At 46.8% G+C, this 26,896-nt stretch carries 19 protein-coding genes; 13 read left to right on the forward strand and 6 right to left on the reverse strand.

What is annotated here, in order from left to right; translation table 11 throughout:
• Positions 1 to 40: 40 nt before the first annotated feature.
• Both WF803_RS04530 and WF803_RS04535 read right to left on the reverse strand, forming a co-directional pair.
• Positions 41 to 265, reverse strand: coding sequence for a hypothetical protein (locus tag WF803_RS04530; protein ID WP_489610366.1), 225 nt, complete (start codon positions 263 to 265; stop codon positions 41 to 43).
• Positions 222 to 1,634, reverse strand: coding sequence for an ATP-binding cassette domain-containing protein (locus WF803_RS04535; protein ID WP_489610367.1), 1,413 nt, complete (start codon positions 1,632 to 1,634; stop codon positions 222 to 224). The genes WF803_RS04530 and WF803_RS04535 overlap by 44 nt, the downstream gene beginning before the upstream one ends.
• A gap of 340 nt (positions 1,635 to 1,974) precedes the next feature.
• On the opposite strand from WF803_RS04535, the gene WF803_RS04540 reads away from it, so the two are divergent.
• From WF803_RS04540 to WF803_RS04595, 12 genes are all read left to right on the forward strand, one after another.
• Complete coding sequence (locus WF803_RS04540) at positions 1,975 to 2,511, forward strand: helix-turn-helix domain-containing protein (RefSeq protein WP_489610368.1); 537 nt, start codon at positions 1,975 to 1,977, stop codon at positions 2,509 to 2,511.
• Positions 2,512 to 2,535: 24 nt separating this feature from the next.
• The gene (locus tag WF803_RS04545; protein WP_489610369.1) at positions 2,536 to 2,826 is read left to right on the forward strand and encodes a hypothetical protein; all 291 of its coding nucleotides are present in this window, start codon (positions 2,536 to 2,538) and stop codon (positions 2,824 to 2,826) included.
• Between the two features lie 71 nt (positions 2,827 to 2,897).
• On the forward strand, positions 2,898 to 4,196 hold the full coding sequence (locus WF803_RS04550) for an alpha-amylase family glycosyl hydrolase (RefSeq protein WP_489610370.1): 1,299 nt from the start codon (positions 2,898 to 2,900) through the stop codon (positions 4,194 to 4,196).
• A 137-nt stretch (positions 4,197 to 4,333) separates the two neighbouring features.
• Complete coding sequence (locus WF803_RS04555; protein ID WP_489610371.1) at positions 4,334 to 4,936, forward strand: ECF transporter S component; 603 nt, start codon at positions 4,334 to 4,336, stop codon at positions 4,934 to 4,936.
• A 220-nt stretch (positions 4,937 to 5,156) separates the two neighbouring features.
• Positions 5,157 to 6,605 (forward strand): proline--tRNA ligase, encoded by a 1,449-nt coding sequence (proS, locus tag WF803_RS04560; protein ID WP_489610372.1) that lies wholly within the window; start codon positions 5,157 to 5,159, stop codon positions 6,603 to 6,605.
• Between the two features lie 222 nt (positions 6,606 to 6,827).
• A complete protein-coding gene (locus WF803_RS04565; RefSeq protein WP_489610373.1) occupies positions 6,828 to 8,024 on the forward strand; it encodes an AI-2E family transporter in 1,197 nt (398 codons plus the stop codon).
• A 209-nt stretch (positions 8,025 to 8,233) separates the two neighbouring features.
• The gene (locus WF803_RS04570) at positions 8,234 to 10,372 is read left to right on the forward strand and encodes a peptide ABC transporter substrate-binding protein (RefSeq protein ID WP_489610374.1); all 2,139 of its coding nucleotides are present in this window, start codon (positions 8,234 to 8,236) and stop codon (positions 10,370 to 10,372) included.
• Between the two features lie 191 nt (positions 10,373 to 10,563).
• On the forward strand, positions 10,564 to 12,705 hold the full coding sequence (locus WF803_RS04575; RefSeq protein ID WP_489610375.1) for a peptide ABC transporter substrate-binding protein: 2,142 nt from the start codon (positions 10,564 to 10,566) through the stop codon (positions 12,703 to 12,705).
• A 75-nt stretch (positions 12,706 to 12,780) separates the two neighbouring features.
• A complete protein-coding gene (locus WF803_RS04580) occupies positions 12,781 to 14,547 on the forward strand; it encodes an ABC transporter ATP-binding protein (protein WP_489610376.1) in 1,767 nt (588 codons plus the stop codon).
• Between the two features lie 369 nt (positions 14,548 to 14,916).
• Positions 14,917 to 17,001: a peptide ABC transporter substrate-binding protein gene (locus tag WF803_RS04585; RefSeq protein WP_489610377.1), complete on the forward strand. Its 2,085-nt coding sequence runs from the start codon at positions 14,917 to 14,919 to the stop codon at positions 16,999 to 17,001.
• A gap of 439 nt (positions 17,002 to 17,440) precedes the next feature.
• Positions 17,441 to 19,576, forward strand: a complete 2,136-nt coding sequence (locus tag WF803_RS04590; protein ID WP_489610378.1) for a peptide ABC transporter substrate-binding protein — start codon at positions 17,441 to 17,443, stop codon at positions 19,574 to 19,576.
• A 380-nt stretch (positions 19,577 to 19,956) separates the two neighbouring features.
• Complete coding sequence (locus tag WF803_RS04595) at positions 19,957 to 21,222, forward strand: amidohydrolase family protein (protein WP_489610379.1); 1,266 nt, start codon at positions 19,957 to 19,959, stop codon at positions 21,220 to 21,222.
• A 92-nt stretch (positions 21,223 to 21,314) separates the two neighbouring features.
• Here WF803_RS04595 and WF803_RS04600 read toward each other — a convergent pair whose 3' ends face one another.
• The 4 genes from WF803_RS04600 to WF803_RS04615 are packed head-to-tail and all read right to left on the reverse strand — an operon-like array spanning position 21,315 to position 26,186.
• Entirely contained in the window at positions 21,315 to 22,340 is a 1,026-nt protein-coding gene (locus WF803_RS04600; protein ID WP_489610380.1) for a YdcF family protein, read from the reverse strand.
• 18 nt (positions 22,341 to 22,358) lie between these two features.
• On the reverse strand, positions 22,359 to 24,095 hold the full coding sequence (locus WF803_RS04605; RefSeq protein WP_489610381.1) for an ABC transporter permease: 1,737 nt from the start codon (positions 24,093 to 24,095) through the stop codon (positions 22,359 to 22,361).
• On the reverse strand, positions 24,079 to 25,104 hold the full coding sequence (locus WF803_RS04610) for an ABC transporter ATP-binding protein (protein WP_489610382.1): 1,026 nt from the start codon (positions 25,102 to 25,104) through the stop codon (positions 24,079 to 24,081). The genes WF803_RS04605 and WF803_RS04610 overlap by 17 nt, the downstream gene beginning before the upstream one ends.
• An 8-nt stretch (positions 25,105 to 25,112) precedes the next feature.
• A complete protein-coding gene (locus WF803_RS04615; RefSeq protein ID WP_489610383.1) occupies positions 25,113 to 26,186 on the reverse strand; it encodes an extracellular solute-binding protein in 1,074 nt (357 codons plus the stop codon).
• A gap of 528 nt (positions 26,187 to 26,714) precedes the next feature.
• Between WF803_RS04615 and WF803_RS04620 the strand changes: the two genes are divergently transcribed.
• A complete protein-coding gene (locus WF803_RS04620; protein WP_489610384.1) occupies positions 26,715 to 26,882 on the forward strand; it encodes a hypothetical protein in 168 nt (55 codons plus the stop codon).
• Positions 26,883 to 26,896: the final 14 nt, after the last annotated feature.

The following is a 26,896-nucleotide window of genomic DNA, read 5'->3' on the forward strand; positions in this document are numbered from 1 at the left end:
ATGTCTCTCAAATCTCTTGGCCAGCCAGGGAAGGAGGGCATCATTTTGTTCGACTCGCTGGCTTTTTAATCGTGTACACCTGGCCATGCTTTAACTCGACAATGCGTTCGTAATGACTTGCTTCGTAGTGGTGGGCGATTTCAACTAAGGTGACTGGAAGCTGATGGAGGAGTTGACGAATTTTAAGCGCATTTTTAGCATCTAGGGCAGCAGTGATTTTATCAGCGAGGAGGATTGGTTTTTTTACGGAGCAGGCTCCGAGCAATTTCTAACTTCATTCGCTGGCCGCCGGAAAGCTGGTGGCAGTGTAGGGGGCAGGCCAAATCTTCACCTAACTCTTCCCAAAGCTCGACCTGCTTCAGCACAGCAATCAAGCGATCATCTGAAAATTTTTGAAATAGCGTTAAATTACTTCGCAAATCTAATTTGAAACAGTAAGGATTTTGAGCAATCATACTGACCTGCTGGCAATTGGGTGGATAGATTTGGCCTTTTTGGTCGCGCAATTCCAGCGTCCCCATGTCCAACTTTTCTTCATCTAATAACATACGAAAAAGAGTAGATTTGCCGCTACCACTTGCTCCAGTAAGGAGGGTGTGGCTTTGGGCTGGAACGAGCCAATTGGCTTTTTGGAGGATAACTTGTTTAGGATAGGCCTTACTGGCATTTTTGAAAACGATACTTAAAGGGAGTTGGTGTGACTTTACTGGCGTTTTCTTTTCTTTCGGCACCCCTTTTTTAATTTTAGCAAGCATTTTTTTCCGAAGGCTTTTGGCGCTCTGGAGGCTGGCGGTAGCGTCTAGAATTTGGTGCCAGGGATGAATCATACTGGTAACAGCAGTCATCATCGCCAGCAAGTTAGCCAAATTAAGCCCTGTTTCTTCCATGGTCAAAAGTCCTCCCGCTAAAGGAAGCAGGAGACCAAGAGCTTTCAGAGGGCCGGTCCAGAACATGACCAAATTATGGCTGGTATAGAAGTGGACTTGGGCATCCTCCATGGCTGTAATTTTAAGAAGGATTTGTGCAAGGAAGGGCTCGGTCGCTTGATGCTGGCGAATTGTGGGGAGCCCGGCCGTGAAATCATTTAAGCTAGCTAGCTGAATTTCTTTAGCTTGGCTTAAGGCTTCGCCAGCTTGTTCAAGACGGCGGCTAAAAATAAATTGCGGAACGGTCATCAGCCAGCTCCCTAAAATAAAAGCAAGGGCGAGCGGTATATTTTTAAGGAACAGGTAAATCATAGAAACAAACAAGGTCAGTCCCCAGATAGGATAAATGAGTAGAGGGAGCAAATATTCCTGCCAGAAGAGGGGTAGATCTTGAGTTTGAAAGCTAAGGCAAGCTTGGGCACTTTGGTCTTGCTGGCGGCTGGCAAATTGTCTTAAATTGAGTCGGCTCATGTTCAGATTAAAAGTTTTAATGATTTGCCGGAGCAAGACATTATCAATATACATGGCTAAATAAATAACAAGGAATAAAAGACAACCACCGACAACAAAAATTATAATTTGCCCCGGTTCATTTGGGTTTAATCGGCCGGCGTAGTCCATAACAAGAGCGGTCACTAAGCCATTTCCTGAATATATCAAGGCGAAGAACAGATAGAGAAAGCATTTTTTCTTTGGTAAGCACGACATTAAGCATCGCATTTTATTCACCTCGTATTTCATAGTTTAAGGTACGTATATTTTTCTTTTTGAATTTTAATAATATAAGAAGATAGTAGAATCATAGCTCTTCCTTTCATTTGTTGATTAGTATAAAGGGAAGAGTAAGTTGCCCAATAATAGGACAGCCTACTCTTTTAAAATTAGCACCCGCCTCCACATATTCCATTTTTAATTTCAAAAATACAATCATTTACTTCAGGGTCATTAATTTTGCTTATAATCATGTTTCCACCCCTCCTTTCTTGACTTATGGTAAACTAGTTTTACAAGAAACGGCTTAATATTCGGAAAACCGAAAAAGGGGCTGATGGAACTGCATAAAAAATTTAGGCAAATACGCCAGCAAAGAGGTTGGACGCTAGCTGATCTCGCTAAAGTGGCAGGTTCGGTGGCTAGTATTTCAGATTTTGAAAATGGTAAGACGCGTTTGGCTTATGAGACCTTGTTCCCACTTCTGGACGTTTTACTCGTGGCTTACCAGGATTTTTTCACTTGGCAGGAAGTGAGGGATCCTGAGCTCAACGAACTCACTCGGGAAGCGCAAAACGCTATTGATACGCAAAATATCGAAAAATTAGCTGCCTTGGCTGATTTATGCCAAAAACGAGCGACACGTACGCGGCAGACTATGTACCAATTGCTAGCTTATAATTTTTTCATCCTACGAGCTGAATTATTGGGCCAAGAGCCTGATCAGCAGATGCTTGCTTGGCTGCACGGTTATTTTTTGGGGATTGAGGTGTGGACAAGTTTTGATGTTAGTATGTTGGGCAATGTGGCGAGCCATCTGCTAACTACCTGCTTAGAGCTTTGTGCCCAAGAAATTGCCTCGGATCTCTCCTAGCCCGTCCAAGGTGGAAAAGATCGTTTGCGTTTGGATACCTTGTTAAATATTGCCGGCACCTTTCTCGACCGGCGAGAACAGAAAGGCGTTAAAAAATTAATGAATGCGCTTAATAAAACGATCCAGGGTTATTACTTCACCTTTCATCGTCTGCGTTATTTAGAGGTAGCAGCAGCCTACGAAAGCTTATGGGGTCAGGCTAATGTAGGCTTGAGTCAACATGAACAAGTACTTGCGGCAGTGACCTTATTTTGGGGAGAGGCAGAGGCTAAGCACTGGGCAGCAGCTTATCAGCAGACGCTTAAAGGTAAATAAAATGGAAAGAAATCAGCTTTTTTAAGCTGGCTGTGATAGAATGTAAGGGATACCGACAAGGAGGTGAAGGCATGGCAAAAGTGACCAATTTAACCTTGCGTCATAAAATGATTTATCAAATCTATATTCGTAATTATTCAAAAACAGGTGACTTTCAAGGGGTGATTGACGACCTCCCCCGCTTGAAGGCTCTGGGTGTCGATATCATTAATCTCATGAGCATTTTTCCAACGCAAGTAGGGACAGAAGGCAACGGACAAATCCTTTATGCGGAGAGCTTTGAGCGGGTGAATCCGGAATACGGGGATATGGTGGCCTTCATGGATTTGGTGGATGCCATTCATGATTTAGACATGCAAGTAGTGTTGAATTTTCCCTTGACCAGTATGGCCAGGTCAGCTGAGTTATTGACAGAGGAGCCGGCTTTTTTCAAATGGGAGAAGGACGGTTCGCTCAGCCACCGCATCACCGAGGAGGAGGAGGTCGTTGATCTGGATTTTAAAAATCCTAAAATGTGGGATGATCTTATTGCCATATTGAAGTTTTGGGCCAAATATGTGGACGGCTTTGCGATCCAGCATGCCCAGTACATTCGCCCGGAATTCTGGCAGAGTGCGCGGGCAGAGGTGGAGGATGTGCACCAGTATTTCTATTGGCTGGGGGGGCAAATTGGCCTGCGTGATCTCTACCAAGCCAAGCGCCGTAAGTTGCCCTTCTGGACGGAAGGCGAATTGTATTTAAGTTTTGATGTGCTAAATATTGAACCTGTTAAAGGCATCCAGCAGCGCTTCTTGCGGGGGCAGATGTCCATGGAAAACTATGCTTACTTGGAAGATATTCGGGAGATGACTACACCCTCGACCAGTGTGATGGATCGGGGCTTGGAATTTGTGCCTTCTGAGCGTTTTTCCAATCAGATTACTAGTGCTGAAGCACTTGTGAACTGGACAGCCATGTCCGTTTTCCAAAAAGGCATTGCCAGTCTAATGATGGGTCAAGAGTACGGCTGCCGGCATCCGATTCCTCTGCATGAGAAAAAAGTTTTAGCTTGGGAGAAGCCTTTTGATATGAGTGACATGCTGGCGCGCTTAGCCCGCATTAAGAAACGGGAAATCATGAAGGCCGGTCTCTACTATAATGAAGCAGCTAGTCCGCATACGATTCGTATCACTTATGAATACTATGATGAGTACTTGTTCGGCTTTTTCCAATTAAAAACACCACCCGGGGAGGAGATTGTCACCATTCCTATCCCTGACGGTATTTATGAGGATATTTTGAATGAAGAACCGATTGAAGTCCAAAACGGGCATATCACCCTGCAGGATAAGCCTGTTATTGTGGCCTATGAAGAGGGGAATATGAAATAGAAAGTAGTAGAAAGGTCAGGTCAAGCTATCGAGTTGGGAGGTCAACAATGTTACTTATAAAAAGCCCCTAGCTTTTTTTCTTATTCATGCTAGAATAGCTGATGAAGTCGGTGGGTTCCTCGGGCTTTTAATTTCTTATGGGAAGAAGCGATGATGTGAGTAAGCAGAAAATTCATCACCAGGCTGTGCTGGCTATTTTACTGGCGATTTTAATGGTACAAACTTTTGTCCCTTGGCTAGGTTATATTCCTCTTGGCCCTTTTAGTTTGACCCTCGTTCCGCTGACGGTCAGTGTGGTGGCCAGCTTGCTGGGACAACGCTTTGGGGCAGCCATGGGGCTGGGCTGGGGTGTTTTAGGCTGGCTGCGTCATTTACTGCAGCCTTCAATCATGACGCCGGTCTTTATTAACCCCATCATTTCGGTAGTTCCCCGACTCCTTGCCGGCTATCTGACCGGTCTTTTGGCAGACAGTTTGAAGCGCCACTTTAACCATCGGCTCACTTATATCTTGACGGGTGCGCTGACGGCTTTTGTGAATACGATATTTGTTCTGCTGGGCGTTTTGCTCTTGGCGCGGCAGGCCTATATGCAAGTTGTGGGTGTCGGTGAAACAGAGGTTTTAGGTGCTTTGACGGCTATGATGGTCACCAATGGCGGTTTTGAGATGTTAGCAGGGGCGGTTTTGGTGCCCATCATCAGTAGCCTCCTAGAGAAGAGATTGACAAAGGTGAAAAAATAAGGCAAAATGAGCCTGCAGACTAGTAATTGCTTATGGGTTCAGAGAGAATTTGTTGGTGCGAAAATTCCCCCGCTAAGCAGCCAACCTCCTGCTTTATTTATCCGTCATGGGATACGGCTGACACCGTTATCGTTATTGAGAGAAGTTTACTTAATTAAGGTGGTACCGCGAGTGTTCGTCCTTGGCTGACGCACTCGTTTTTTATTTTAAAGGAGGACTTATGAGTCAAGAAAAAAATTTGCAAGCGACTGATTTTTCCAAATGGTATCTACAAAGCATCCAGCAAGCCGAATTATTTTCCTATGGGCCAGCGCGGGGCACGATGATTTTCCGCCCGAACGGTTTTGCCTTATGGAAGAAAATTCGCGAAGCTTTTGATGAAAAATTTACAGAAAGTGGCGTAGAGGAAGTTTACTTCCCCATGCTGATTCCTGCCCATTATTTTGAGAAGGAAGCGGATCACGTGGAAGGCTTTGCGCCGGAACTTCCTTGGGTCACCAAAGCTGGCGACGAAGAGTTAGAGGAACCTTTAGCCTTGCGTCCTACATCAGAGACGCTTTTCGGGACGGCCATGAGCGACTGGATCAATTCCTATCGGGATTTGCCCATGGAAATTAATCAATGGGCGAACGTCTTCCGCTGGGAAAAACGAACACTACCTTTCTTACGGACCTCAGAATTTCTCTGGCAGGAAGGCCATTGTGCTTATGCGAGCGAGTCAGAAGCTTTAAACCGTGTGCGTTATTTCTTGGATATTTATGAGGAAGTAGTGTCTGATTTACTAGCCATGCCAGTTTACAAGGGAGAAAAAACGCCGTCGGAACGTTTTGCGGGAGCGAAGAATACCTTCTCGATTGAAGCCATGATGAAGGATACGAAGGCGGTGCAAGCGGGTACGTCGCATTACATGGGGAATAATTTCGCGGACGCCTTCGATATTAAATTCTTAAACGAAGATAATGAGCATGAATTGGCTTATACGACTTCCTGGGGAGTCTCCACTCGCCTCATTGGTGCGATGATTATGGTTCATGGGGATGAACGGGGTGTGGTCTTCCCACCGAAAATGGCGCCAATTCAAGTGGCTCTTTTACCGGTCGGGAATCTGAAGAAAAACCCGGATGTCTTAGGCAAATTGCGTGATATTCAACAAGAATTAGAAAAAGCCGGCTATCGGACCACTTTGGATGATTCGAATAACTCACCAGGTTATAAATATAATGAGGTGGAGGTTAAGGGAATCCCCGTACGCTTGGACTTTGGCCCTCGTGATTTGGAAGGCGGCCATATCATGCTTAAAATGCGTGATGAAGACGCTAAGGAAAAGGTCAGCCTCGATGACTTGCTAACAGTTTTGCCAGAACGCTTAAGCAGCATGCAAAAACGCCTCTACGATAAAGCTGATGCCTTCCGGAAGGCTAACGAACATTATGATATCGATACGCTGGCAGACTTAGAAGCCCATCTCAAGCAATGTGAAGCAGACGGTACTCATCCCGGTTGGATTCTCGCTGGCTGGGATGGCACTGAGGAATCGGAGGCCGCTGTTAAGGAAGCGACGGGCTTCACCACACGGAATATACCCTTTGATCCTCCAGTAGAAAAAACTGTTGACCTCTATAGTGGCAAACCTGCTAAGTATACCGTCTGGTATGCTCGTGCCTACTAGGAGGGAAAGCTGATTGGGGAGGAGCTGCCGGCATTGGCGTGGCGAGCCGTCTTTTCAAAGGAGCGCCACGGCCGGTTAGCCACGTCACGGGGAGGACAGCTTGAAAGAATTAGCAGCCGTCAAGATGTTTTTTGGCTAATGCTCAAGCCCCTCCTTAGGGTCTTTATATTCACTCAGCCTCAAGATCGTGTCTCTTAAATATTAATGCAAAGGAGGGAGAACATGTCTGCTAAGACGCTGGAACGTATCATTTTTCGAGTCTTGTTATTTGCAGGTTTTTTAGTTCTCATTATTACCAACTGGTCTTTTGTCACCAGGACATTAGGCTATTTACAAGCAGCGGCTCATCCGGTGATTTTAGGCTGTGGGCTGGCTTATGTGGTCAACCTGCTAGTGAAGCCTTATGAGCGTTGGCTCTGGCCCAAGCACCAAAAGGGCTGGCAAAATGGGCTGCGTCGCTTTACTTCAATTATTCTTAGTTACTTGACCATCACTTTAGTGCTTGCCTTGGTGATCAGTTTGGTGGTTCCGCAAGCTGTTAATGCGATTGTGGCCTTTGCTTCCGCTGTGCCCCGTTTGATCCAGCAAGGGGAGACTTGGCTCATGACCTTCAGTGATCGCTTACCGACAGGCATGGATATTGTCAAACGCCTCAATATTGACTTGGCAGATGTCACCCGACAAGCGGCGGCCCGCCTAACGTCTTGGACACAGGTCGCCATGGGCTCCATTTTGTCCTTTGTGGCGACATCGACCTCGACTTTTTTCAACTGGCTTTTGGCCTGGATGATTTCCTTGTATATTTTGGCCAGTAAGGAACGCCTCGGCCGGCAGTTCCGCCAGCTCGTTAAAACTTATACCCAGAAAAAAACGGCCAATGTGATTTTCAATCTTTTAGGGATCGTCCACCATGCCTTTGCCCATTATTTCTCTGGGCAGGTGATTGAAGCGATTATTTTAGGTTGCTTGATTACGGTGGGCATGTGGATTCTCCGCCTACCTTATGCCGGCATGCTGGGGGCACTAACAGGAGTTTCTGCCTTTGTTCCCTTCGTGGGTGCCTATATTGCAGCAGCGGTCGGTGCCTTACTGCTACTGGTGAATTCGCCCATGCAGATGGTCATCTACCTCATTTTTGTCGTTATTATCCAGCAAATTGAAAGTAATGCCATCTACCCCTTCGTGGTGGGGAATTCCATTGGCTTGCCCGGCTTATTTGTGCTCGTGGCGATTACCGTTGGGGGTGGCATGGCCGGCATTTTAGGCATGATTCTGGGCGTCCCCATTGCTTCAGCGGCTTACCGACTCATTAAATTTGATTATTGGTATCGCTTGGATCATGATGTTTCTGGCGTTACTTTAAAGCCCTTGGCTTCCTTGCGCGATCCCGATCTCTTAAACTATTTCGAAAAAGAATAAAAGAACACGATAGCCCTAAAAAACGGATGAACATTCGTTTTCTAGGGCTTAATTTATTTTTCCTCCATAATATTAACGATAAAATAAGATTTAACTAGACTTTTTTAAAAATAAAGGGTAGAATATAAGCAATCACTCAGATAAGCGCTGTCACTGCCTATTTGAGTGCATGGTATTGTTGTTGGAGGAAATTTTTGGAGGAGATGTACATGAAAGCACGATGGATGAAATTGCTAGCGCTTTCCGCTACGGCGGGCATGCTGCTGGCGGCTTGTGGCCAGAATGATAAGCCCAAGGAGGAGGCTTCAGGTGGGAATGATAAGGCCCCAGACACCGCAGAATTAGAGCAGGAGATGCCGGAAGGCGCTGAATTCACGGATGAATTTAAGGCGACTTACTTAAATGACCCGCTGACTTTGGACTATATGCAAAGTAACCGGGACACCACGGCCAACCATGCGGTGAACTTTATCGAGCCTTTGTATGAAACCGACCAATTCGGGAATTATATTCCGGCTGCCGCCACGGACTATGAGGTCAGTGAAGATGGGCTCACCTGGACCTACACCCTACGCGAAGGAGTGAAATGGGTCGACGTGGACGGCAATGAATATGCGGATGTGAAGGCTCAGGACTTTGTCACCGGCTTGAAGCACGCAGTAGATGTGGAAGGGGAAGCCCTCCCCATGGTGTCCGAATCCATTAAGAATCTACGGAAATTCATGGATGGGGAAATCAAGGACTTTGACCAAGTTGGCGTGAAGGCGATTGATGACTACACCCTTGAATACACCTTGGAGAAGCCTGAACCTTACTTCAATACGAAATGTACTTACGGGGTCATGTATCCCGTCAATGAGGAGTTCCTAAAATCGAAGGGGGACGATTTTGGTTCCTTGCAACCGGATTCTATTCTCTACTCTGGCCCCTATCGTTTGGCTAATTTAACGGCAAAATCCTCTATTGAATACATTAAAAACGACCAATACTGGGACGCTGATAATGTTCACTTGGAGAAGGTATCCTTTACCTATAACGATGGGTCCGACTTGGAATCCTTCTTCCGTATGTTTAAGGACGACACCATTTCTTCCTTCACGGTCTTGCCGACTTTACCCATTTACCAAGAAGTGAAGAAGGAATACGGCGACTCCATTGCGGTTAACTTACCTCGTCCTGGGACATTCTACGGGCAATTTAACTTTAACCGCCGTTCCTATAATGTCACGAAAAAGGAAACGGACAAGCAAAAAGAAGATACCCAAAAGGCAATTCGCAATAAAAACTTCCGTCAGGCTATTCTGTTCGGCTTCGACCGCGTGGCCTACATGTCCCAGCAAGCCGGGGATGAATTCGGAGCTGGCCGAGTGCGGAACACCTTAGTTCCTGGCAATTTCGTCAACGTTGGCGATAAGGAGTACGGCGAAGTCCTAGAGGAAAAACTTCACGAGCTTAGCCCCGATCATTTCGGCGATGTCGATCTTTCTGATGGCCAAGATGCTTACTACAATGTGGACAAGGCCCATAAAGTACTGGATGAAGCGAAAAAGGAATTAGAAGCTGATCAAGTGGAATTCCCTATTCATATTGACCTGCCAGTCCTTGAGCAGGATGAGATTATGGTGAACTGGGCGAAATCCTTGAAGAAAACCATAGAGGATTCCTTGGGGACCGATAATGTCGTGATTGATTTGAATCTGCTCAGTCAGGATAACTACTACAATGCCACGTTTAATGCGACCACTCCAGACGCTATCGACTATGATATTTCGACAGCTAGTGGCTGGCTGCCAGACTTCCGTGATCCTTCTACCTACTTGAATATCTTTGACCCGAACAATGGGGAATTGCTCATTTCCATGGGTATCGAATCCGGTTACGATAATGACAAGGAAGCCAAGGAAGCCGCTAAAATTTATGAATATGGTGAACTCTACCAAAAAGCCATCAATGAAGTTGATGATATGGAGAAACGTTATGAGTATTTTGCCGATGCGGAAGCCTTGGTGATTGATAATGTGATGATCTTGCCTATCTACCTGGAAGGTGGGGTACCACGCGTTACGCGCATTATTCCGTTCACAGGACCCTTCTCCTTCTCAGGACCAACTGGGAATCGTTATAAATTCACGCGCATTCAAAGCGAAGCGGTGACCAATGAACAATACGATAAGTTGAAGAAAGAATGGGAAGAAGCCCGCAAACAAGCTGCCGAAGAAGCAGCCAAGGAAGAAGCCAGCAAATTTAAGGGAGGCGACAAGAAGAAAGACGAGAAAAAAGAAGACGAGAAAGAAGAAGACGAGAAAAAAGAAGACGATAAGGAAGATGAAAAGGATAAGGAGGAGTAAGTTAATAGCAAGGGGGGCTTTAGCCTCCCTTTGGTTTTAAGATTATTGAGTGAATTGTAAGAAAAATATGAATTTACTAGCAAATTCTTGGCTCAGAAAACCTAAAGAGACCTCAAGCTAATGATGCTGCCATTGCCTGAAAGGTAATTTGTTCGTATTGCTTGTTACCAAAATTTTTGGAGGAGATTAAAATGAAAGCAAGTTGGAGGAAAGTGCTTACGCTGACTGTTACAGCAGGCTTACTGTTAACGGCTTGTGGCCAGGGGGATCAAGGTAAAAAATCGACGGCCGATGGGTCTAAGTCCCCGAATACCCAGGAATTGGAAAAGGACATGCCGGAAGGGGCGGAATTCGTCAATGAATACAAAGCCACTTACCTAAACGATCCACTCACTTTAGATTACATGCAGAGTAACCGAGATACGACCGCCAGCCATGCGGTGAACTTTATTGAACCGCTCTATGAAACAGACCAGTTTGGGAATTATATTCCGGCGGCTGCAACTGATTATGAAGTCAGTGAAGATGGACTCACTTGGACCTACACCTTGCGTCAGGGAGTTCAATGGGTGGATGTTGATGGCAACGAGTATGCGGAAGTGAAGGCGCAGGACTTCGTCACTGGTTTAGAGCATGCGGTGGAGGTAGACTCTGAAGCTTTGCCCATGGTGTCAGAATCCATTAAGAATTTAAGGAAATTCATCGATGGGGAAGTGAAAGATTTTAAGGATGTGGGGGTCAAGGCCTTGGATGACTATACCCTCCAGTACACCTTAGAAAAACCAGAACCCTACTTTAATACCAAGTGTACCTATGGGGTCATGTACCCAGTCAATGAGGAGTTTTTGAAATCGAAAGGCGATAACTTTGGTTCCCTGCAACCCGATTCCATTCTCTATTCGGGTCCCTACCGCTTAGCTAATCTTACCGCTAAATCATCGATTGAGTATATCAAAAATGACCAGTATTGGGATGCTGATAATGTGCACGTTGAGAAAGTCTCCTTGACTTATAATGATGGGTCGGACTTGGAAGCCTTCTTCCGCATGTTCAAGGATGATGCGATCGTTTCCTTCAGCGTCTTGCCCAATCTTCCGATTTATGAGGAGGTTAAGAAGGAATACGGGGATTCAATTGCGGTGAATATGCCCATGCCAGGTTCCTTCTATGGGCAATTTAATTTCAACCGCCGCTCCTACAACGTCACGAAAAAAGAAACAGACAAGCAAAAGGAAGACACGCAAAAGGCGATCTTAAATAAAAACTTCCGCCAAGCCATCCTCTTTGGCTTTGACCGCAAGGCCTACATGGCCCAGCAAGTGGGGGACGAGTTTGCAGCTGGACGGATCCGAAACACCCTGGTGCCTGGAAACTTTGTGAATATTGGTGAGAAGGAATATGGTGAAGTACTGCAGGATAAGCTACACCAATTGAGTCCGGAGCATTTTGGCGATGTCGATCTTGCTGATGGTCAAGATGCCTACTATAATCCTGATAAGGCGAAAAAGGTTTTTGCAGAGGCGAAGGAGGAGCTGAGCGCAGCAGGCGTAGATTTCCCAATCCGCATTGATTTGCCGATCCTCGAGCAGGATGAAATTGCAGTGAACTGGGGTAAATCCATGAAAAAAACCCTCGAACAATCTCTGGGAGCAGAGAATGTCGTTTTGGACTTGAACTTACTCAATCAGGATAACTACTACAATGCGACTTTCAATGCGACCTCGCCGGATGCCATTGACTATGATATCTCGACGGCGAGTGGCTGGCTGCCCGATTTCCGTGACCCTTCGACGTATCTCAATATTTTTGACCCCAATAATGGGGAGTTACTCATCTCTATGGGGATGGAGAGCGGGTACGACAAGGATAAAGAGGCCAAGGAAGCTGGCAAAATTTATGATTATGGAGAACTCTACCATAAGGCACTGGATGAGGTGGATGATTTAGAGAAGCGTTATGAGTACTTTGCCGATGCGGAGGCCTTGATGCTTGATAACGTGTTGATTGTTCCGATTAATCTCCAGGCAGCCATGCCGCGAGTCACCAGAATTATTCCGTTTACTGCTCCTTTCTCCTTCTCTGGCCCCACCAATGGGCGCTACAAATTCATGCGCATTCAAAGCAAGCCTGTCTCCAACGAGCAATACGACAAACTGAAGAAAGAGTGGCAAGCCGCTCGCGTTAAAGCTAATGAAGAAGCAGCTAAAGAAGAAGCCAGCAAGTTTAAGGGAGGCGACAAGAAGAAAGACGAGAAGACAGAAGACAAGGAGAAAGATAAATCAGAAGGAGAGGCTGAGGACAAAAAGGAAGAAAAGGATGATAAAAAGGCTTAGCCATTAAATGGCTATGGTAGTGAGGGGGCAAAAACTTGCCCCCTGTTTATTAACAAAGAAAGGGAGGAGAGATTTATGGCCCATCGCTTTAGTCTTTGGTGGCAGTACCTCAAACTTTATGGTAAAAGTATTCACTTCGTTTGGCGAGCCTCTAAAATGTTAAGTGTGCTTCTTCTCGCTAGCACCCCCCTGCAAGCCCTCGTCCCGACAGCCAGTCTCTACTGCTTGAATCAGGTTTTAGAGGCGCTTGAAGCCAAGGCATTGTCCCAAGCTTGGCCCTATTTACTGGCTTGGGCCTTGCTTTTCATGCTAGGCAATCTCTTAGATCCCTTGACCACTTTTATTCAGGGGCAATTAACGGATCGCTTAACCTATTATTTTAATGAACAACTCATGACAAAGGCCCAGCAGCTTCAGAGTATTGCTTATTATGAGGATCCTGATTTTTATAATGAAATTCAATTGCTGAGTGACCAGGCGAGCTGGCGGCCGGTGAATTTGCTGATTTTTGGCACCAGTATTCTCAGTCAATTTTTGATGGTTATTTCTATTTTTTCTCTATTGGCAAGTTTTCATTGGCTGCTCACTGTTTTATTGCTTCTATCGATCCTTCCCCAGGCCTGGATGTCCTATCGGATTCAAAAGGAAGCCTTTGAGGTTTTAGTTTCCAACAGTCAAGATTCCAGACGCTTAACCTACTATACCAAAGCCTTGCTCGATGCCCGTGCCATTAAGGAGGTTAGACTTTATAATTTATATGATTTCTTTCTTCGGAAATATCGGACGCAGTTTAGAGGGATTTTACAAAAAGTGCAGCATAGTCGCTTGAAGCGTTTTGGCTTATCCGCTCTTTACTTGCTGGTGACTGGGGGCTTGGCGGCCTATGGCTTTTATTTTATTGCTAGTGGGATTGCCAAAGGGACTTTTGGGCTAGGGACTTTGGCCGTTTATACCTCAGCCATCCTTTATGCTGTGCAAGGTTTAAATCGCTTGGTAACCGATTCAAGTATGCTTTATGATACGCTGCTCTATATGAAGAAACTTTTTCACTTTTTGGCTTTGCCCGAAGACAGCCAGCCGGGTCAGTTGCCTTGGTCAGGCGACTTTGAGGAACTTCGCTTTGATCAGGTGACCTTTTCCTATCCTGGGCAAGCCAAGCCTGCCTTAGATGAGCTTTCCTTCACGGTGTCGCAGGGAGAGAAAATAGCGATTGTTGGTGAAAATGGTGCTGGGAAATCAACGCTTGTGAAATGCTTGCTGCGCTTATATCCCTTGTCCAGGGGGGAAATTACTTTGGATGGGCAAGATATTCAAAGCTTTGATGTGCTCGACTATCGAAAAAATTTTGCCGCTATTTTTCAGGACTTTGCGCCTTTTGACTTAACCTTGGCGGAAAATGTTCAGCTTGCTGACTTGGATCAACCGGCAGGGGGAGAGCTTTGCCGAGAAGCTTTATGGGCGGCAGGCTTTAGGGAGGATCTGCCTCTAGAACAGATGCTCGGGAAGCGCTTTTCAGAGGGGGTGGAGCTTTCAGGTGGGCAATGGCAAAAAGTTGCCTTAGCTCGAGCCTTTTACTCCCGGGCGCGCTTTTTGGTGCTCGATGAGCCGACCGCTTCTTTGGATCCCAAAATTGAGCGTGAAGTACTAGAGAAATTATTGGAGCTCGGTGAAGATCGGACGGTTCTGTACGTGACACATCGCTTGGGGACAGTTCGCCAGGCAGATCGCGTATTACTGTTGAAAGAGGGGCGTGTACTTGGCTTTGCGAAGCATGATACCCTCCTCCATCATAATGCTTACTACCGAGAACTCTATGCAGCTCAAGCGGAACCTTATCAATAGCGAGATCATTATTGTTTATAAGGAAATCATGAATAATTCTCATTATTTGACGATAATTTATTTATTTTCACGCTTTACATGATCGATAAAAATGATCTTTTCACAAAATTAAGAACGATCATTTCGCTATAGAAAATATATTTCTATGATAAAGGTTGTTTTGACTTGCTTACATTGATGGTTTTCAATATGGCTTGCTTGCCGTCACCGCGTCCTTGGTGGCGGTTTTTTATATATTTTTCATGATAAAAAATGAAGAAAAAATGAGAAAATGCCTAGACAAAAACTTAAATGAAGCGTATAGTGAAACTAATTTAGCAAGGCGAGCTGGCCAGCTTGTGTGGAGTTTTAATGTTGGAGGAGATAAACGTGGTAAAGAGATGGTCAAAATTGATGGCTCTCAGTGGCCTTGCCGGCCTTTTATTAGCGGCATGTGGTGGCGAGGATACCGCCCAAAAAAAAGAAGAAAATGATCCAGAAGCGCAGGCAATTCAGGAGCAATTGCCGGATGGAGCAGAATTAACACACGATTTTAAATCAACTTATGCCAATGATCCCCTTACCTTAGATTACTTACAGAGCAATCGGAGTACGACGTCAGAGCACGTGGTTAATTTTGTCGATCCTTTGTATGAGACGGATCAGTATGGAAATTACACTCCAGCACTCGCTAAGGATTATCAGGTCAGTGAGGACGGCTTGACCTGGACGTACACCTTGCGTGAAGGGGTTCAATGGGTGGACGTAGACGGCAATGATTATGCGGAGGTGAAGGCCCAGGATTTTGTTACCGGGCTTAAACACGCCGCTGATGTGGAGTCGGAAGCCCTGCCCATTGTGTCCGGTACGATTAAAAATCTGCGCAAGTATATGGATGGGGAAATTAAGGACTTTGCTGAAGTGGGGGTCAAGGCAGTTGATGATCATACGCTCCAGTACACCTTGGAGAAGCCGGAACCTTACTTCAATACAAAAACCACGTATGGGATTCTCTATCCGGTCAATGAAGAGTTCCTGAAATCGAAGGGGAAGGATTTTGGGGCCTTGCAGCCTGATTCCATTCTCTATTGCGGCCCTTACCGTTTGGCGAATTTAACGGCGAAGTCTGCCATTGAATACGTTAAAAATGACCGCTATTGGGATAAGGATAATGTCCATATCGATACCGTCACATTAACTTATAACGACGGCTCGGACTTGGAGTCTTTCTTCCGCATGTTTAATGATGATGCCCTGGTCGCCTTTACTGTTTTTCCTAATTTGCCTATTTTTGACCAAGTGAAGCAACAATATGCTGATGCTATTACGGTCAAGCCAGCTGGCCCCGGGTCTTATTACGGGCAGTTTAACTTCAATCGCCAGTCTTACCAAGCGACCTTGAAGAAAAATGACAAGCAAAAAGAAGATACCCGAAAAGCGATTCTCAATCGTGATTTCCGCCAGGCCTTCCTCTTTGGTTTTAACCGGAAAGCCTACATGGCTCAGCAAGTAGGCGATGAGTATGCCAACGGACGCCTGCGTAATACGATTGTACCACCAAACTTTGTGATGGTAGGTGACCAGGAATATGGCGATATTTTGCAAAGTCAATTGCAAAAACTAGATCCTGAGCATTTTGGGGATGTGAAGCTGGCAGATGGCCAAGACGGCTACTACAATGCGGACAAGGCGAAGAAGATTTTTGCTGATGCCAAGCAAGCCTTGGCGGCTGACGGGGTGGATTTCCCTATTCATATTGACTTGCCTATCCAAGAGCAGGATGATATCCAAGTGAACTGGGGCAAATCGATGAAGCAAACCATCGAAGAGTCCTTGGGTAAGGAGAATGTTGTCTTAGACTTGAACCTTTTGAACCAGGACAAATACAATGCTGCCACCTATAATGCGACTTCGCCCGATGCTGTCGACTATGATATCACGACTGCCAGTGGCTGGACGCCTGACTTTAGAGATCCATCGACCTATTTAAGCATTGCTAAGCCCGATCATGGGGATATGCTCGTTGCGATGGGCTTGTCGGGGGATCCCACTAAGGATCAGCAGATTAAGGAAAAAGCGGGCCTAAAAGAATATGGCGACTTGTACGAACAAGCTGTTAATGAAGTAAATGACCTCAACAAGCGCTATACTCTCTTTGCTGAGGCGGAGGCCGTCTTACTGAGAAACGTCCTTTTCGTGCCGATTAATCTTGAAGCCGCCGTCCCCCGCGTGACGAAGGCTGTGCCTTTCACGGGTTCCTTTGCCTTTGCTGGGCCTACGGAATTGCGCTATAAGTACCTGCGTTTGCAAGATAAGCCCGTGACCGTTGATCAGTACAATAAATTAAAGGGCGAATGGGACAGCCAATTAGCAGCAGAAAATAAAAAGGCGGCCGAGGAGGAAGCCAAGCATTTTGCTGGAGACCAACCGACCGAGGCAAAAGAAGCGACGACTTCCACTGCAGAGGATCAATAAGCCCAGTTTCTGGTGGACGCTTAGGCGCTGACGCTGAACTCTTAAAACAGGCTCAATGCTAGCCTGTTTTTCTTATATTTTCATGAAATAAGAAAACAGTAAAGATCTTAATGAAAACTTATTATTTGTGAAAACTTTTCGGCGAGAATGAAACCTGAGGAGGTGAAGTCGCACCAGTCATTCTCTCATTTTTTTCTCAAAAACTCCTAAAACTAAGGCTTATGAGTGCTTAGGCTAGGCAAGGGGCTGGCTGTTACTTGGTAAGAAAAAGCTTGAAAAGTCTTGTTTTGCTTCCTTTAAAAAGGTGCGAATTGTAGGACAAATTACAAAAAAATAAGAAAAAGACTAGACAAATTCTTAATAAGCAGGTATGATAATAGCAAGCAGTTGTCCTAGAACAACATTTGCTGTACCCCTATAGAAATTGGAGGAGATGACAATGAGACGCAAATGGATGAAGCTGCTCTCACTGACAGCGACCGCAGGCTTTTTACTAGCTGCTTGCGGTGGGAAGACGGAGCAGAAGCAAAGTAGTGGGGATAAGGGCCCGAGCACGGCAGAAATTGAGAAAAACTTGCCAGAGGGGGCCAAGCTGGTTGATGACTTTAAGGCAACTTACGGGACGGATCCCTTAACTTTGGACTATTTGCAGAGTGCCCGGGCCTCAACGACGGATCATACGGTAAACTTTATCGAACCGCTCTTTGAAACGGATCAGTACGGGAACTATATCCCCGCCCTGGCCAAGGATTATGAGGTCAGTGAGGATGGGCGAACCTATACCTACCACCTGCGCGAAGGCGTGCGGTGGGTGGACGTGGATGGGAACGACTATGCTGAGGTGAAGGCTCAAGACTTCGTGACCGGCTTGAAACATGCGGTGGACGTTGAGTCGGATAGTTTGCCTATCGTCTCTGACTCCATTAAAAATTTACGAGCCTATATGGACGGTAAGGTCAAAGACTTTGAAGACGTGGGCGTTAAAGCCCTCGATGACTATACGGTTGAGTATACGTTAGAAGCGCCTGAGCCTTATTTTAACTCGAAAACCACTTATGGGATCCTCTGGCCGTTGAATGAGGAATTCCTCAAATCGAAGGGCAAGGACTTTGGTGCCCTAAAACCGGATTCCATTCTCTATTGCGGGCCTTATCGCCTTGCTAATTTGACCGTTAAATCCGCTATTGAATATGTGAAGAATGATCAGTATTGGGATAAGGATAATGTTCATATTGAAAAGGTGACCTATACCTTCAACGATGGTTCAGACCTAGAAGCCTATTTCCGAATGTTTAATGATGATGCCCTCGTCTCCTTTACCGTTTTACCGAACCTACCGATTTATGAAGAAGTCAAAAAGACTTACAAAGATGCTATTACGGTAAATATGGCTAGACCGGGGACTTTCTATGGTCAGTTTAACTTTAACCGTCAGTCTTATAATGCGACTAAGAAAACCACCGATAAAGAAAAAGCCGATACGCAAAAAGCGATTCTCAATCCGGACTTCCGCCAGGCTTTGCTCTTTGCCTTTGACCGGGAGACTTACATGGCCCAGCAAGTGGGGAATGAGTATGCGGCCGGACGGGTGCGCAACACTATTGTCCCAGGCGACTTCGTCATGGTTGGCGATCGGACTTACGGGGAAGTATTAGAAGAAAAACTCCATGAGCTCGATCCGGAGCATTTTGGGGATGTTGACCTCGCAGACGGCCAAGACGGCTACTTCAATCCTGATAAGGCTAAGAAAGTCTTTGCAGAAGCGAAGAAAACCCTCGAAGCTGAAGGGGTCGATTTCCCAATCCATGTGGATTTACCGCTCCAAGAACAGGATGAAATCCAGGTGAACTGGGGGAAATCCATGAAAAAAACGATCGAGGATGTACTGGGCAGCGACAATGTTGTGATTGATTTGAACTTACTGAGCAAGGATAACTACTTGAACGCCACCTTTAATGCGACGTCGCCGGACGCCGTGGATTATGATATTTCGACGGCCAGTGGCTGGCTGCCAGACTTCCGTGATCCTTCGACTTACTTAAGTATCGTCAACCCTGATGATGGGGAAATGATGACCTCCATGGGACTAGAAACCGGCCTTGACAAGAATAAAGAAGCCAAAGAAGCTGGCCAGCTCTTCAAATACTATGAACTCTATGAAAAAGCCTGCAAGGAAACGTCTGATATTGAAAAACGCAACGAACTCTTTGCGGAAGCGGAAGCTGTTCTCTTGAAAAACGTGCTGCTCTTACCGATCAACTTGGAAGCAGCAGTACCACGGGTCACCAAGGCGGTACCATTCTCAGGCCCCTTTGCCTTCGCCGGACCAACCGATGCTCGCTTCAAATACTTGCGTATCCAAGATAAGCCGGTTACGATTGAGCAATATGAAACCCTGAAGAAGGAATGGGAAGGGAAGCGCGACGAAGCTTTGCAGAAGATGGCCAAGGAAGAAGAAGAAAAGCAAGGGAAAAAAGCTGATAAGGATACTAAAGAAAAATCAGAGAAAGCTGATAAAGAAGAGGCCGATACTGATGATGAGAAGAAAGGAGGCGATGACGACAAGAAAAAATAATGGCTAATACTCTATGGCCGTCCTCCATAGCCACCTCCACTAACTATTAGACACTTAGCCCGAACCCCCTCCAGGCTCGGGCTTTTTTTCTTGTGCGAAATGACGGATCGGCTTGATGGGAATCTAGGAGGTGGCTGCTGCAGTCAAGCTTAGTCATTTTGACGTTCCGGTGAATAATGGCGAGGAAGCGTTCGATGACTTTCATCTTTTGTCCAAGCCCCCTGCTCCTGTCTATCGAACCATTATGATCTATGATAGATTTTAAAATACAAAAAGCTAAGAAAGCCTATTATAAAAGCATTGGTAGTGTGATTTAATTGCTATGATGAATAAAAAACCATATAATATAATTATTACGCCTACTTAGTGGAGGGATGTTAATGAGTACTAAAAAGTTCATCAATGCGAAGATCTACAAGCACGATGAGGCCTCAGAAATTCTTGTGGAAGATGGCGTTTTTAAGGCCTTTGGTGTGGATTTAGATGAGGCGGATGAAGTGGTTGACCTGCACGGTAAACTTGTCCTACCCCCTTATGTGGATTCGCACTTGCACTTGGATTATTATTTCACCGGCCAAGATGACCAGATCAAGAATGAATCGGGCACGCTTTTTGAAGCCATTGACCTATGGAATGACTACAAGAAAGGCACCAGCAAGGAAGAAATGAAGGAGCGGATCCTCCATGCTGTTCATGATGTAGCTTCCTATGGGACGCAATTTATTCGTGCGCAAACGGACTGTACGGATCCCAATTTGACCGGGATCAAAGCTGCCCTTGAAGTGCGGGATGCCTTGAAGGATAAAATCACCATTCAAGTCGTGGCCTTCCCTCAAAATGGCATGTATTCCTATCAGGAAGAAGGTAAAACCGGCCGGGATCTCGTGGAAGAAGCCTTGCAATTGGGGGCAGACTGTGTGGGTGGGATTCCTCATAATGAATGGAGTGCGGAAGATGGCGCCAAAGCCATTCATGAAATTGTGCGTCTAGCCATTAAATACGATAAACTCATCGATGTTCACTGTGATGAAACGGACGACGACCAAGCACGCTTCTTAGAACTTCTGAATGCGGAAGCGATGAAGCAAGGTTATGGTCAAGCCACTACCGCTTCCCATACCTGCTCCTTCGGTTCGGCGAATGATGCCTATGCCTTCCGCATGCTGGGTCTCTTCCGCCAATCAGGCTTGAACTTTGTCTCTTGCCCGACGGAAAATCTCTTCCTCCAAGGCCGCCAAGATACCTATCCCAAGCGGCGGGGCCTCACTCGGGTCAAGGAATTTGTCGACCATGGCATTAATGTTGCTTTTGGCCAAGATTCGATCGTGGATCTCTGGTATCCAGCCGGCTCGGGTAACTTGATGAATATTTTAGATAACGGCCTGCATGCGACCCAATTGATGCGGGAGGAAGATTTTCCCAAGAACTTTGACTTGATCACTTACAATGGCGCAAAACTGATGCAGTTAGAGGATGTTTACGGCTTAGACGAAGGCAAGCCCGCTCATTTTATTGTCTTGGATGCGCCTAACGTTTTTGAAGCCCAACGCTTGCGGGTAGAATGCTTGGCTTCCATTCGCCACGGGGAATACCTTTTCGAGAAGAAACCCCGGGAATACGCTAAACCTTTAGACCTCAACGCTTAGTAAAATATTTAAAGGGGTGAACCAGAGTGGATCACTCCTTTTGTTTTTGCCAGAAAAAAGTCATCGGCACTAAAACCGATGACTTTTTGTGTTTAGCGCAGATTGTTGTAGGCCGAACGGTCCAGCATGCCCGCACTGCGGAAGATAGTTAGGGCATAGTAGACATCTTCGTACCAAGGAAAATTTAGGGGCTTCGGGCGTTCTGGAGCGAGGCCGTAAGCTTGCATGGGCAGCTGGGCTTGGGCGATGGCCCAGCGAAGGCCGGTCAGCGAGCGGGCCAAATGACTCAGGGAAGTGAGGGCCCAAACCGTTCGCACCCTGGGGAAGCCCGCTTTTAAGATGCGCACAAAGCCGAGGTTATTCCCGACCGTGTCCTTGGCGCACCGATCCTGCCAGCAGCGCTTTTGGTCTATGCCCCGCTTGACCAGCCAATCTGTCATGGCCTCTGCTTCCTCAATTGGGGTTTGGGCAGCCGCCCCGCTTAAGATCAGTTGGGCTTGGGGGTATTTTTTTGCTAGCGCCCGTGTTTTTTCCAGGCGCTCTTTCAGCATGGTCGACATCTGGCCATTTGCTTCAAAACGGTGGCCGTAAACGAGAATAGCGGCTGGGGCTTGGCCTTTTGGAATTTCATGTTCATAGCTCGTTTTCTGCCAATTGGCGTTAAGGCTTTGGATGAAGGCCAAAAACCATTGGCCGAGCGGGGTACTGATGGCTTGTAATTTTTCTTGGTAGGCTTTTTGTGCTTTTTTGTCTTCAGCTTGCCAGGCTAATAGGGCTAAAAGGGTCAGGACTTCTGGATCGCTGGGCCGCAAGCTGACGGCGAGCTGAAGTTTTTCCTGGGCCGTTCGCATTTGAAAGTAATGCAGGAGGAGTTCCACCTCAAACATCAGGGCGAGAAAATGCAAGTCTTCGGTGGGAGCTGTGTTTTCTTGGACGGCGATTAGACTTGCGCGGGCTTTTTTTAAATTCCAGGCTAAGGCGAAGTCACAGGCCGGCTGTAAGGCTTTGTAGGGCCGGTAACTTTGCCCCATGGTGGGGCTTAAATGCGTGGGATCGACCCCCACTTTGGGTTTTAGGGAGGCTTCATCATCGATAAAAAGCTCGTAGGCACTGCGCATGGGGGCTCCTTTCTAATTTTAGCGGCCTTGGCGGCGTTCGCTTAACGCTGTGCCCCGGCCGTAAACGAGGTAGAGGGCAAGGGCGCTGGTGATCATAAGGATAACGGAATAGACTAGGTTAATGGCCTTGCCGTCAATGGTGGCGGTGGGAGCGGCGTTATTGCGGATGACCACGCCAATGGGCTCCCAACCAGGCTGGTAGAGGAAGGCTGACATGTTGTACTCAGCCAGGTTAGTGTTGAAGTTTAAGGCAATGAGCGCCAACATGGTCGGCAGTAGGGCAGGTACAATAATGCGGCGGAAGGTTGTGAAGGAACTGGCCCCTAAATTCCTCGAAGCATCCTCTAAATGATGGTCAAAATTATAGTAGGCACTCTTCAAATAGCGAATGGTGACCGGCAGGACGATCACCCCATAAGCTACGGGGAGAATCCAGGGATTGCCAATCACACTCTGCCCCAGTAAGAGGGCGCTCGGCTTGTCATAGGCCAGCAAGTAGCCCAGGGCCAGTAAAATACTGGGCAAGAGCCAAGGGATATAGAAGGGGAATTCCAAGGCCTTCAGCCAGCGGGCCTGGCGCTTGTCCATCACTAAGCGGACCACGAAAAGCATTAGGAAAACTGCCACCACCGCGGCCAGGCCGGAGAAGAGGATGGAGCGGAGGAGGGGCCCGTAAGTTTTCGCACTGATGACAATTTTTTGGTAGTGCTTGAGAGTGAATTCACTCAAGGACCACGTTTGCGTACTGATCGCCCGCGTGGACATAAAGGAAAAGGCCACAATCATGACAGGTGGCAGGGCATAGATCACAAACAAGGCATAGGCCAGAATGTGCGCCCCTACCCGCAGCAGGGGATTTTCAATTTTTTGCTTCTCAAAGTGGGTTTGTGTTTTAGCCACCGACAGGTAATTGCCCCGGCGCTCATAGGCATTCAAGGCCAACAGTAACAGCACTTGGGCCAGTCCTAGGAATAAGGACATGAGGGCGGCCAGATTTCTGGAGCTGGGCCTTTGGGCAAAGGTTAAAATTAAAGGCGACATGGTTTGGAAGGCTTGGCCTCCGACCATGAGAGGCGCCGCAAAAGCCCCCAGACCGGTCGCAAAGACCATAATAATAAGCGTTAAAAAAGTCGGCTTCAGGCTGGGGAAGACCACGTCTTTGAGAATTTGGAAGGGACTGGCTCCTAAATTCTTAGCGGCATCGATAATATTATTGTCTAGCCCTTGGATGGCATTGCGCAAAAAAATCATGTGATTGTGCGTGCAGCCAAAGGTCATGACGAAAATCACCGCCGTAAAGCCGGTGAACCAGCCCGGATTCATGCCGGGGAACAGCTTCATTAAACCGCGTGTGACAATGCCCCCTTCACCATAAACAAACAGGTAGCCGTTATTTAAAATTAAGCCCCCGAAGAAGAGGGTGGACATGTAGGCCAGGCGCAAGATTTTAGCGCCCTTAATCTGGAAGTAATCCGTAAATAAGACGAGCAAGGTGCCCACCACATTGGCCGTGATGGTTAGGATCACGGCTAAAAAGAGGGAGTTCTTAATGGCCGTCATCGCCCGCTCAGAGCCTAAAATACGTTGGAAGAGTTCCGCATTGAAGTGGCCATCGACCCAGAGGGCTTGGCGGAGTACTTCAAAAACGGGATAGGCTAAAAAGGTCCAAATGAACCAGAATAAGCCTAAGAGGAGGAGAACTTTAGGAAGTCGGCGGGTCCAAGCAGCCACTTGGTCGTTAGCAATCTTTGGCATGGCCGGCCTCCTTGTAACTTAAAACATCCTCTGGGTCCAAGCCAATGGTGAGGCTCTGGCCTACTGCCACCTCACGTGGTTGGGTCGTTTGCACGTAGAGCGGCTCGCCGAGGACATTCATTTGATAGCGGGTGAAATTCCCTTGGAAAATAATTTGGGTGACGTCGCCCGACAATTCACACAAGCCCTCCGTATCGTTGATATGCAGGCGTTCCTCGCGGATATAGTGCCGGTGTTCAGGATTTAGGGCATGGGGTTTTTGCTGATTAATGGCTTTAACTTGGGTGGGGCTTAAGGCATTGGCCTCGCCGATAAAATTGCAGACAAATTCGGTCGCGGCCTCGTGGTAAATTTCTTGGGGCGTGCCGACTTGGACAATTTTCCCTTCATTAAATACCGCAATATGCGTGGACATTTCCAAGGCCTCTTCCTGGTCGTGGGTGACATAAATGGCCGTCATTCCCGTCTGTTCCTGGATACGGCGAATTTCCTGGCGCAATTGCTTGCGAAGTTTGGCGTCTAAGTTGGATAAGGGCTCGTCAAAAAGCACCACATCATTCCCTTGGGCCAAGGCGCGGGCAATAGCGACCCGTTGCTGCTGGCCCCCAGAGAGGGCGGAGACATTCTTGGGTAATTGCTCGGGCCTCAGTTCTACCAGTCGGGCCATTTCTTCCACGCGCGCCTTGATGTCGGCTTTCTTCCACTTGGCGACTTTCAGGCCATAAGCAATATTTTCATAAACGGTCATCGTGGGAAAAAGGGCATAAGACTGGAAGACCATGCCCACGCCCCGCTTTTCCACGGGGATTCGGGTGAGATCTTGGCCATTGAGAAGAATTTCTCCTTGGCTGGGGCTTAAAAAACCCGCCATGGCGCGTAATGTCGTGGTCTTGCCACAGCCAGAAGGGCCGAGCAAGGTAAAAAATTCCCCCTGATCGATGGTAAAGCTGGCGTCATCAACGGCCACAAAGTCCCCGTATTTGATTTGTAGATTTTTAACTTCTAACATGCTGTCACCTATTGGGCAGGGAGGAGATCCAATTCGATCTTCTCTACCCATTGGTCGGCGTATTCATTAATGATGTCCCAGTCCACGTCCATGCGGTCCGTGGCCGTCATGATTTCCTTAATACGGGGAGCGACGGCGTCTTGGGCGCTTTTCAGGGTAGGTACCGTCCCGAAGTCCTTGGCCCAGGCTTCTTGGGTTTCCTTAGAGCCCCACCAGTCGGCGTATTTTTTGGCGGTAGCTAATTTGCTGTCATCGTCTTTTTTCACGACAGCCACTTGTTCTGACATGGAAAAGACCCCATAGTCCGGATTGACGGGTGTGGCTTGGAATTCAAATTCCTTCTCAACATTAGGAATACCGCCGCTGAAATAGTAGGAAGCGAGCAGGTCGCCTTGGCCCATTTTAGCGTGGCGATCTTCGCCTTCGGTAGGCACATAGCCATGATCGAAGTAGTCCTTGACCGCTTGCCAGCCTTCCTTGGAGACACCCAATTCACCTTCCTTGTCGAGGTGTTGGAGTAAAATGCTGAAGACAATTTTTTGGTTGGTGGAGCCTGCCATATCGGCTGGCACGGCATATTTTTTCTCCAGTTCCGGTATCTTAGCGAAGTCTTCTAATTTTTTAGGGGCGTCTTTGACTTGGTCAGCCCGGTAGAAGGCCATAATCCTTTGCTCAGTCCAAGGGTAATAGTACTTGCCCCCTGTTTTTAGATTGTCGGGAATATCATTAGCCCAGCTTGGTTCGAATTCAGCGAGCAAGTCCGCTTCCTTAATTTGCTTCAATTGCCCCTCATCCAAGCCAATAATCACATCGGCTTGGGGATCATTTTTCTCAGCCATAATGCGGTTGAAGGTATCCCCACCACCAGCCTTGACAAATTGCACGTCGAAGCCAGCATCTTTACTGCGCTTGGCTAGCCAGTCTTCCTTCTCATCATCCAGTGAGTTCGTGTACACCGTTAAAGCTTGCTGGTCACCTTTTTTAGCTTCTTGCTGATTTTGCTCAGTCTGGCCTTGGCCACAAGCGCCTAAAGCCAGTAAACTTGCCCCTAGCATGAGGGCTTTCTTCCATGAAAAAGTCATCCATTTTCCTCCTTGATTCTTGTGCTAGCAATTAGCGGTAAAAATGTTGCGTTTCTTCTATCATTATAACCGTTCTCACACGATAAAGCATGCCTACTGGGGAATTTTGTGTAAAAGGCCGGTTAATTTCCTGGTAGATTTAAAAAGCAGAGGCTTGCATTGAGATAAAGAGACGGAGTCTTTCGATGGTATTTAAAAATCAGAATGCGAAATGAAGTCCGTTGTTGAGGGCATAGGCGCCCTGTAAGCCTATTTGACCAATTGCTTTGACAGTTTGCTTATCTTTTTAGCAAGATGACAAAGACTTTCGCTTGCCTTTTTGACTGGCTTTGAGTAGCTTGAATTTAAGAAGGTAAAAGGAGTGGGGAAAATTTGGATCCTTGGCCAGGCAATCATGGGGCTTTTGAAAAAGTATTTTTTTACCTGGCGTTGCTATGATGAAGTTGGTGAAAGGCTTAGTTTCTTTGGTGAGCAGGAAGTCTACGGCTTGAAATATACTTTAGCTTTAAGAATCGAGGAGATGGAAAAATGGCAAAGACGGTTATTTATCGCTTGACAAGCATCATTTTAGGCTTATTAGCGTTGGTTTTATTAGTTTGGTTATGGAAAAATGGCTATCGAGGCCTAAGTCTCCTCCCGCTCTTGCTGGTGGCTTTGGCTTCCTTTTTCTTGAAAAAATATAAGGACTTAAAATAATAGCCAACGTTTGA

The sequence above is a fragment of the Aerococcus sp. BD502 genome (assembly GCF_057919555.1).

Excerpts from the sequence above, each read along its gene's own strand:
- WF803_RS04575 (WP_489610375.1), top strand. The coding sequence starts at position 10,564 with ATGAAAGCAAGTTGGAGGAAAGTGCTTACGCTGACTGTTACAGCAGGC.
- proS (WP_489610372.1), top strand. The coding sequence starts at position 5,157 with ATGAGTCAAGAAAAAAATTTGCAAGCGACTGATTTTTCCAAATGGTAT.
- WF803_RS04610 (WP_489610382.1), bottom strand. The coding sequence starts at position 25,104 with ATGTTAGAAGTTAAAAATCTACAAATCAAATACGGGGACTTTGTGGCC.
- WF803_RS04605 (WP_489610381.1), bottom strand. The coding sequence starts at position 24,095 with ATGCCAAAGATTGCTAACGACCAAGTGGCTGCTTGGACCCGCCGACTT.
- WF803_RS04600 (WP_489610380.1), bottom strand. The coding sequence starts at position 22,340 with ATGCGCAGTGCCTACGAGCTTTTTATCGATGATGAAGCCTCCCTAAAA.
- WF803_RS04620 (WP_489610384.1), top strand. The coding sequence starts at position 26,715 with ATGGCAAAGACGGTTATTTATCGCTTGACAAGCATCATTTTAGGCTTA.
- WF803_RS04615 (WP_489610383.1), bottom strand. The coding sequence starts at position 26,186 with ATGACTTTTTCATGGAAGAAAGCCCTCATGCTAGGGGCAAGTTTACTG.
- WF803_RS04595 (WP_489610379.1), top strand. The coding sequence starts at position 19,957 with ATGAGTACTAAAAAGTTCATCAATGCGAAGATCTACAAGCACGATGAG.
- WF803_RS04570 (WP_489610374.1), top strand. The coding sequence starts at position 8,234 with ATGAAAGCACGATGGATGAAATTGCTAGCGCTTTCCGCTACGGCGGGC.
- WF803_RS04540 (WP_489610368.1), top strand. The coding sequence starts at position 1,975 with ATGGAACTGCATAAAAAATTTAGGCAAATACGCCAGCAAAGAGGTTGG.
- WF803_RS04580 (WP_489610376.1), top strand. The coding sequence starts at position 12,781 with ATGGCCCATCGCTTTAGTCTTTGGTGGCAGTACCTCAAACTTTATGGT.
- WF803_RS04535 (WP_489610367.1), bottom strand. The coding sequence starts at position 1,634 with ATGTCGTGCTTACCAAAGAAAAAATGCTTTCTCTATCTGTTCTTCGCC.
- WF803_RS04550 (WP_489610370.1), top strand. The coding sequence starts at position 2,898 with ATGGCAAAAGTGACCAATTTAACCTTGCGTCATAAAATGATTTATCAA.
- WF803_RS04555 (WP_489610371.1), top strand. The coding sequence starts at position 4,334 with ATGGGAAGAAGCGATGATGTGAGTAAGCAGAAAATTCATCACCAGGCT.
- WF803_RS04565 (WP_489610373.1), top strand. The coding sequence starts at position 6,828 with ATGTCTGCTAAGACGCTGGAACGTATCATTTTTCGAGTCTTGTTATTT.
- WF803_RS04590 (WP_489610378.1), top strand. The coding sequence starts at position 17,441 with ATGAGACGCAAATGGATGAAGCTGCTCTCACTGACAGCGACCGCAGGC.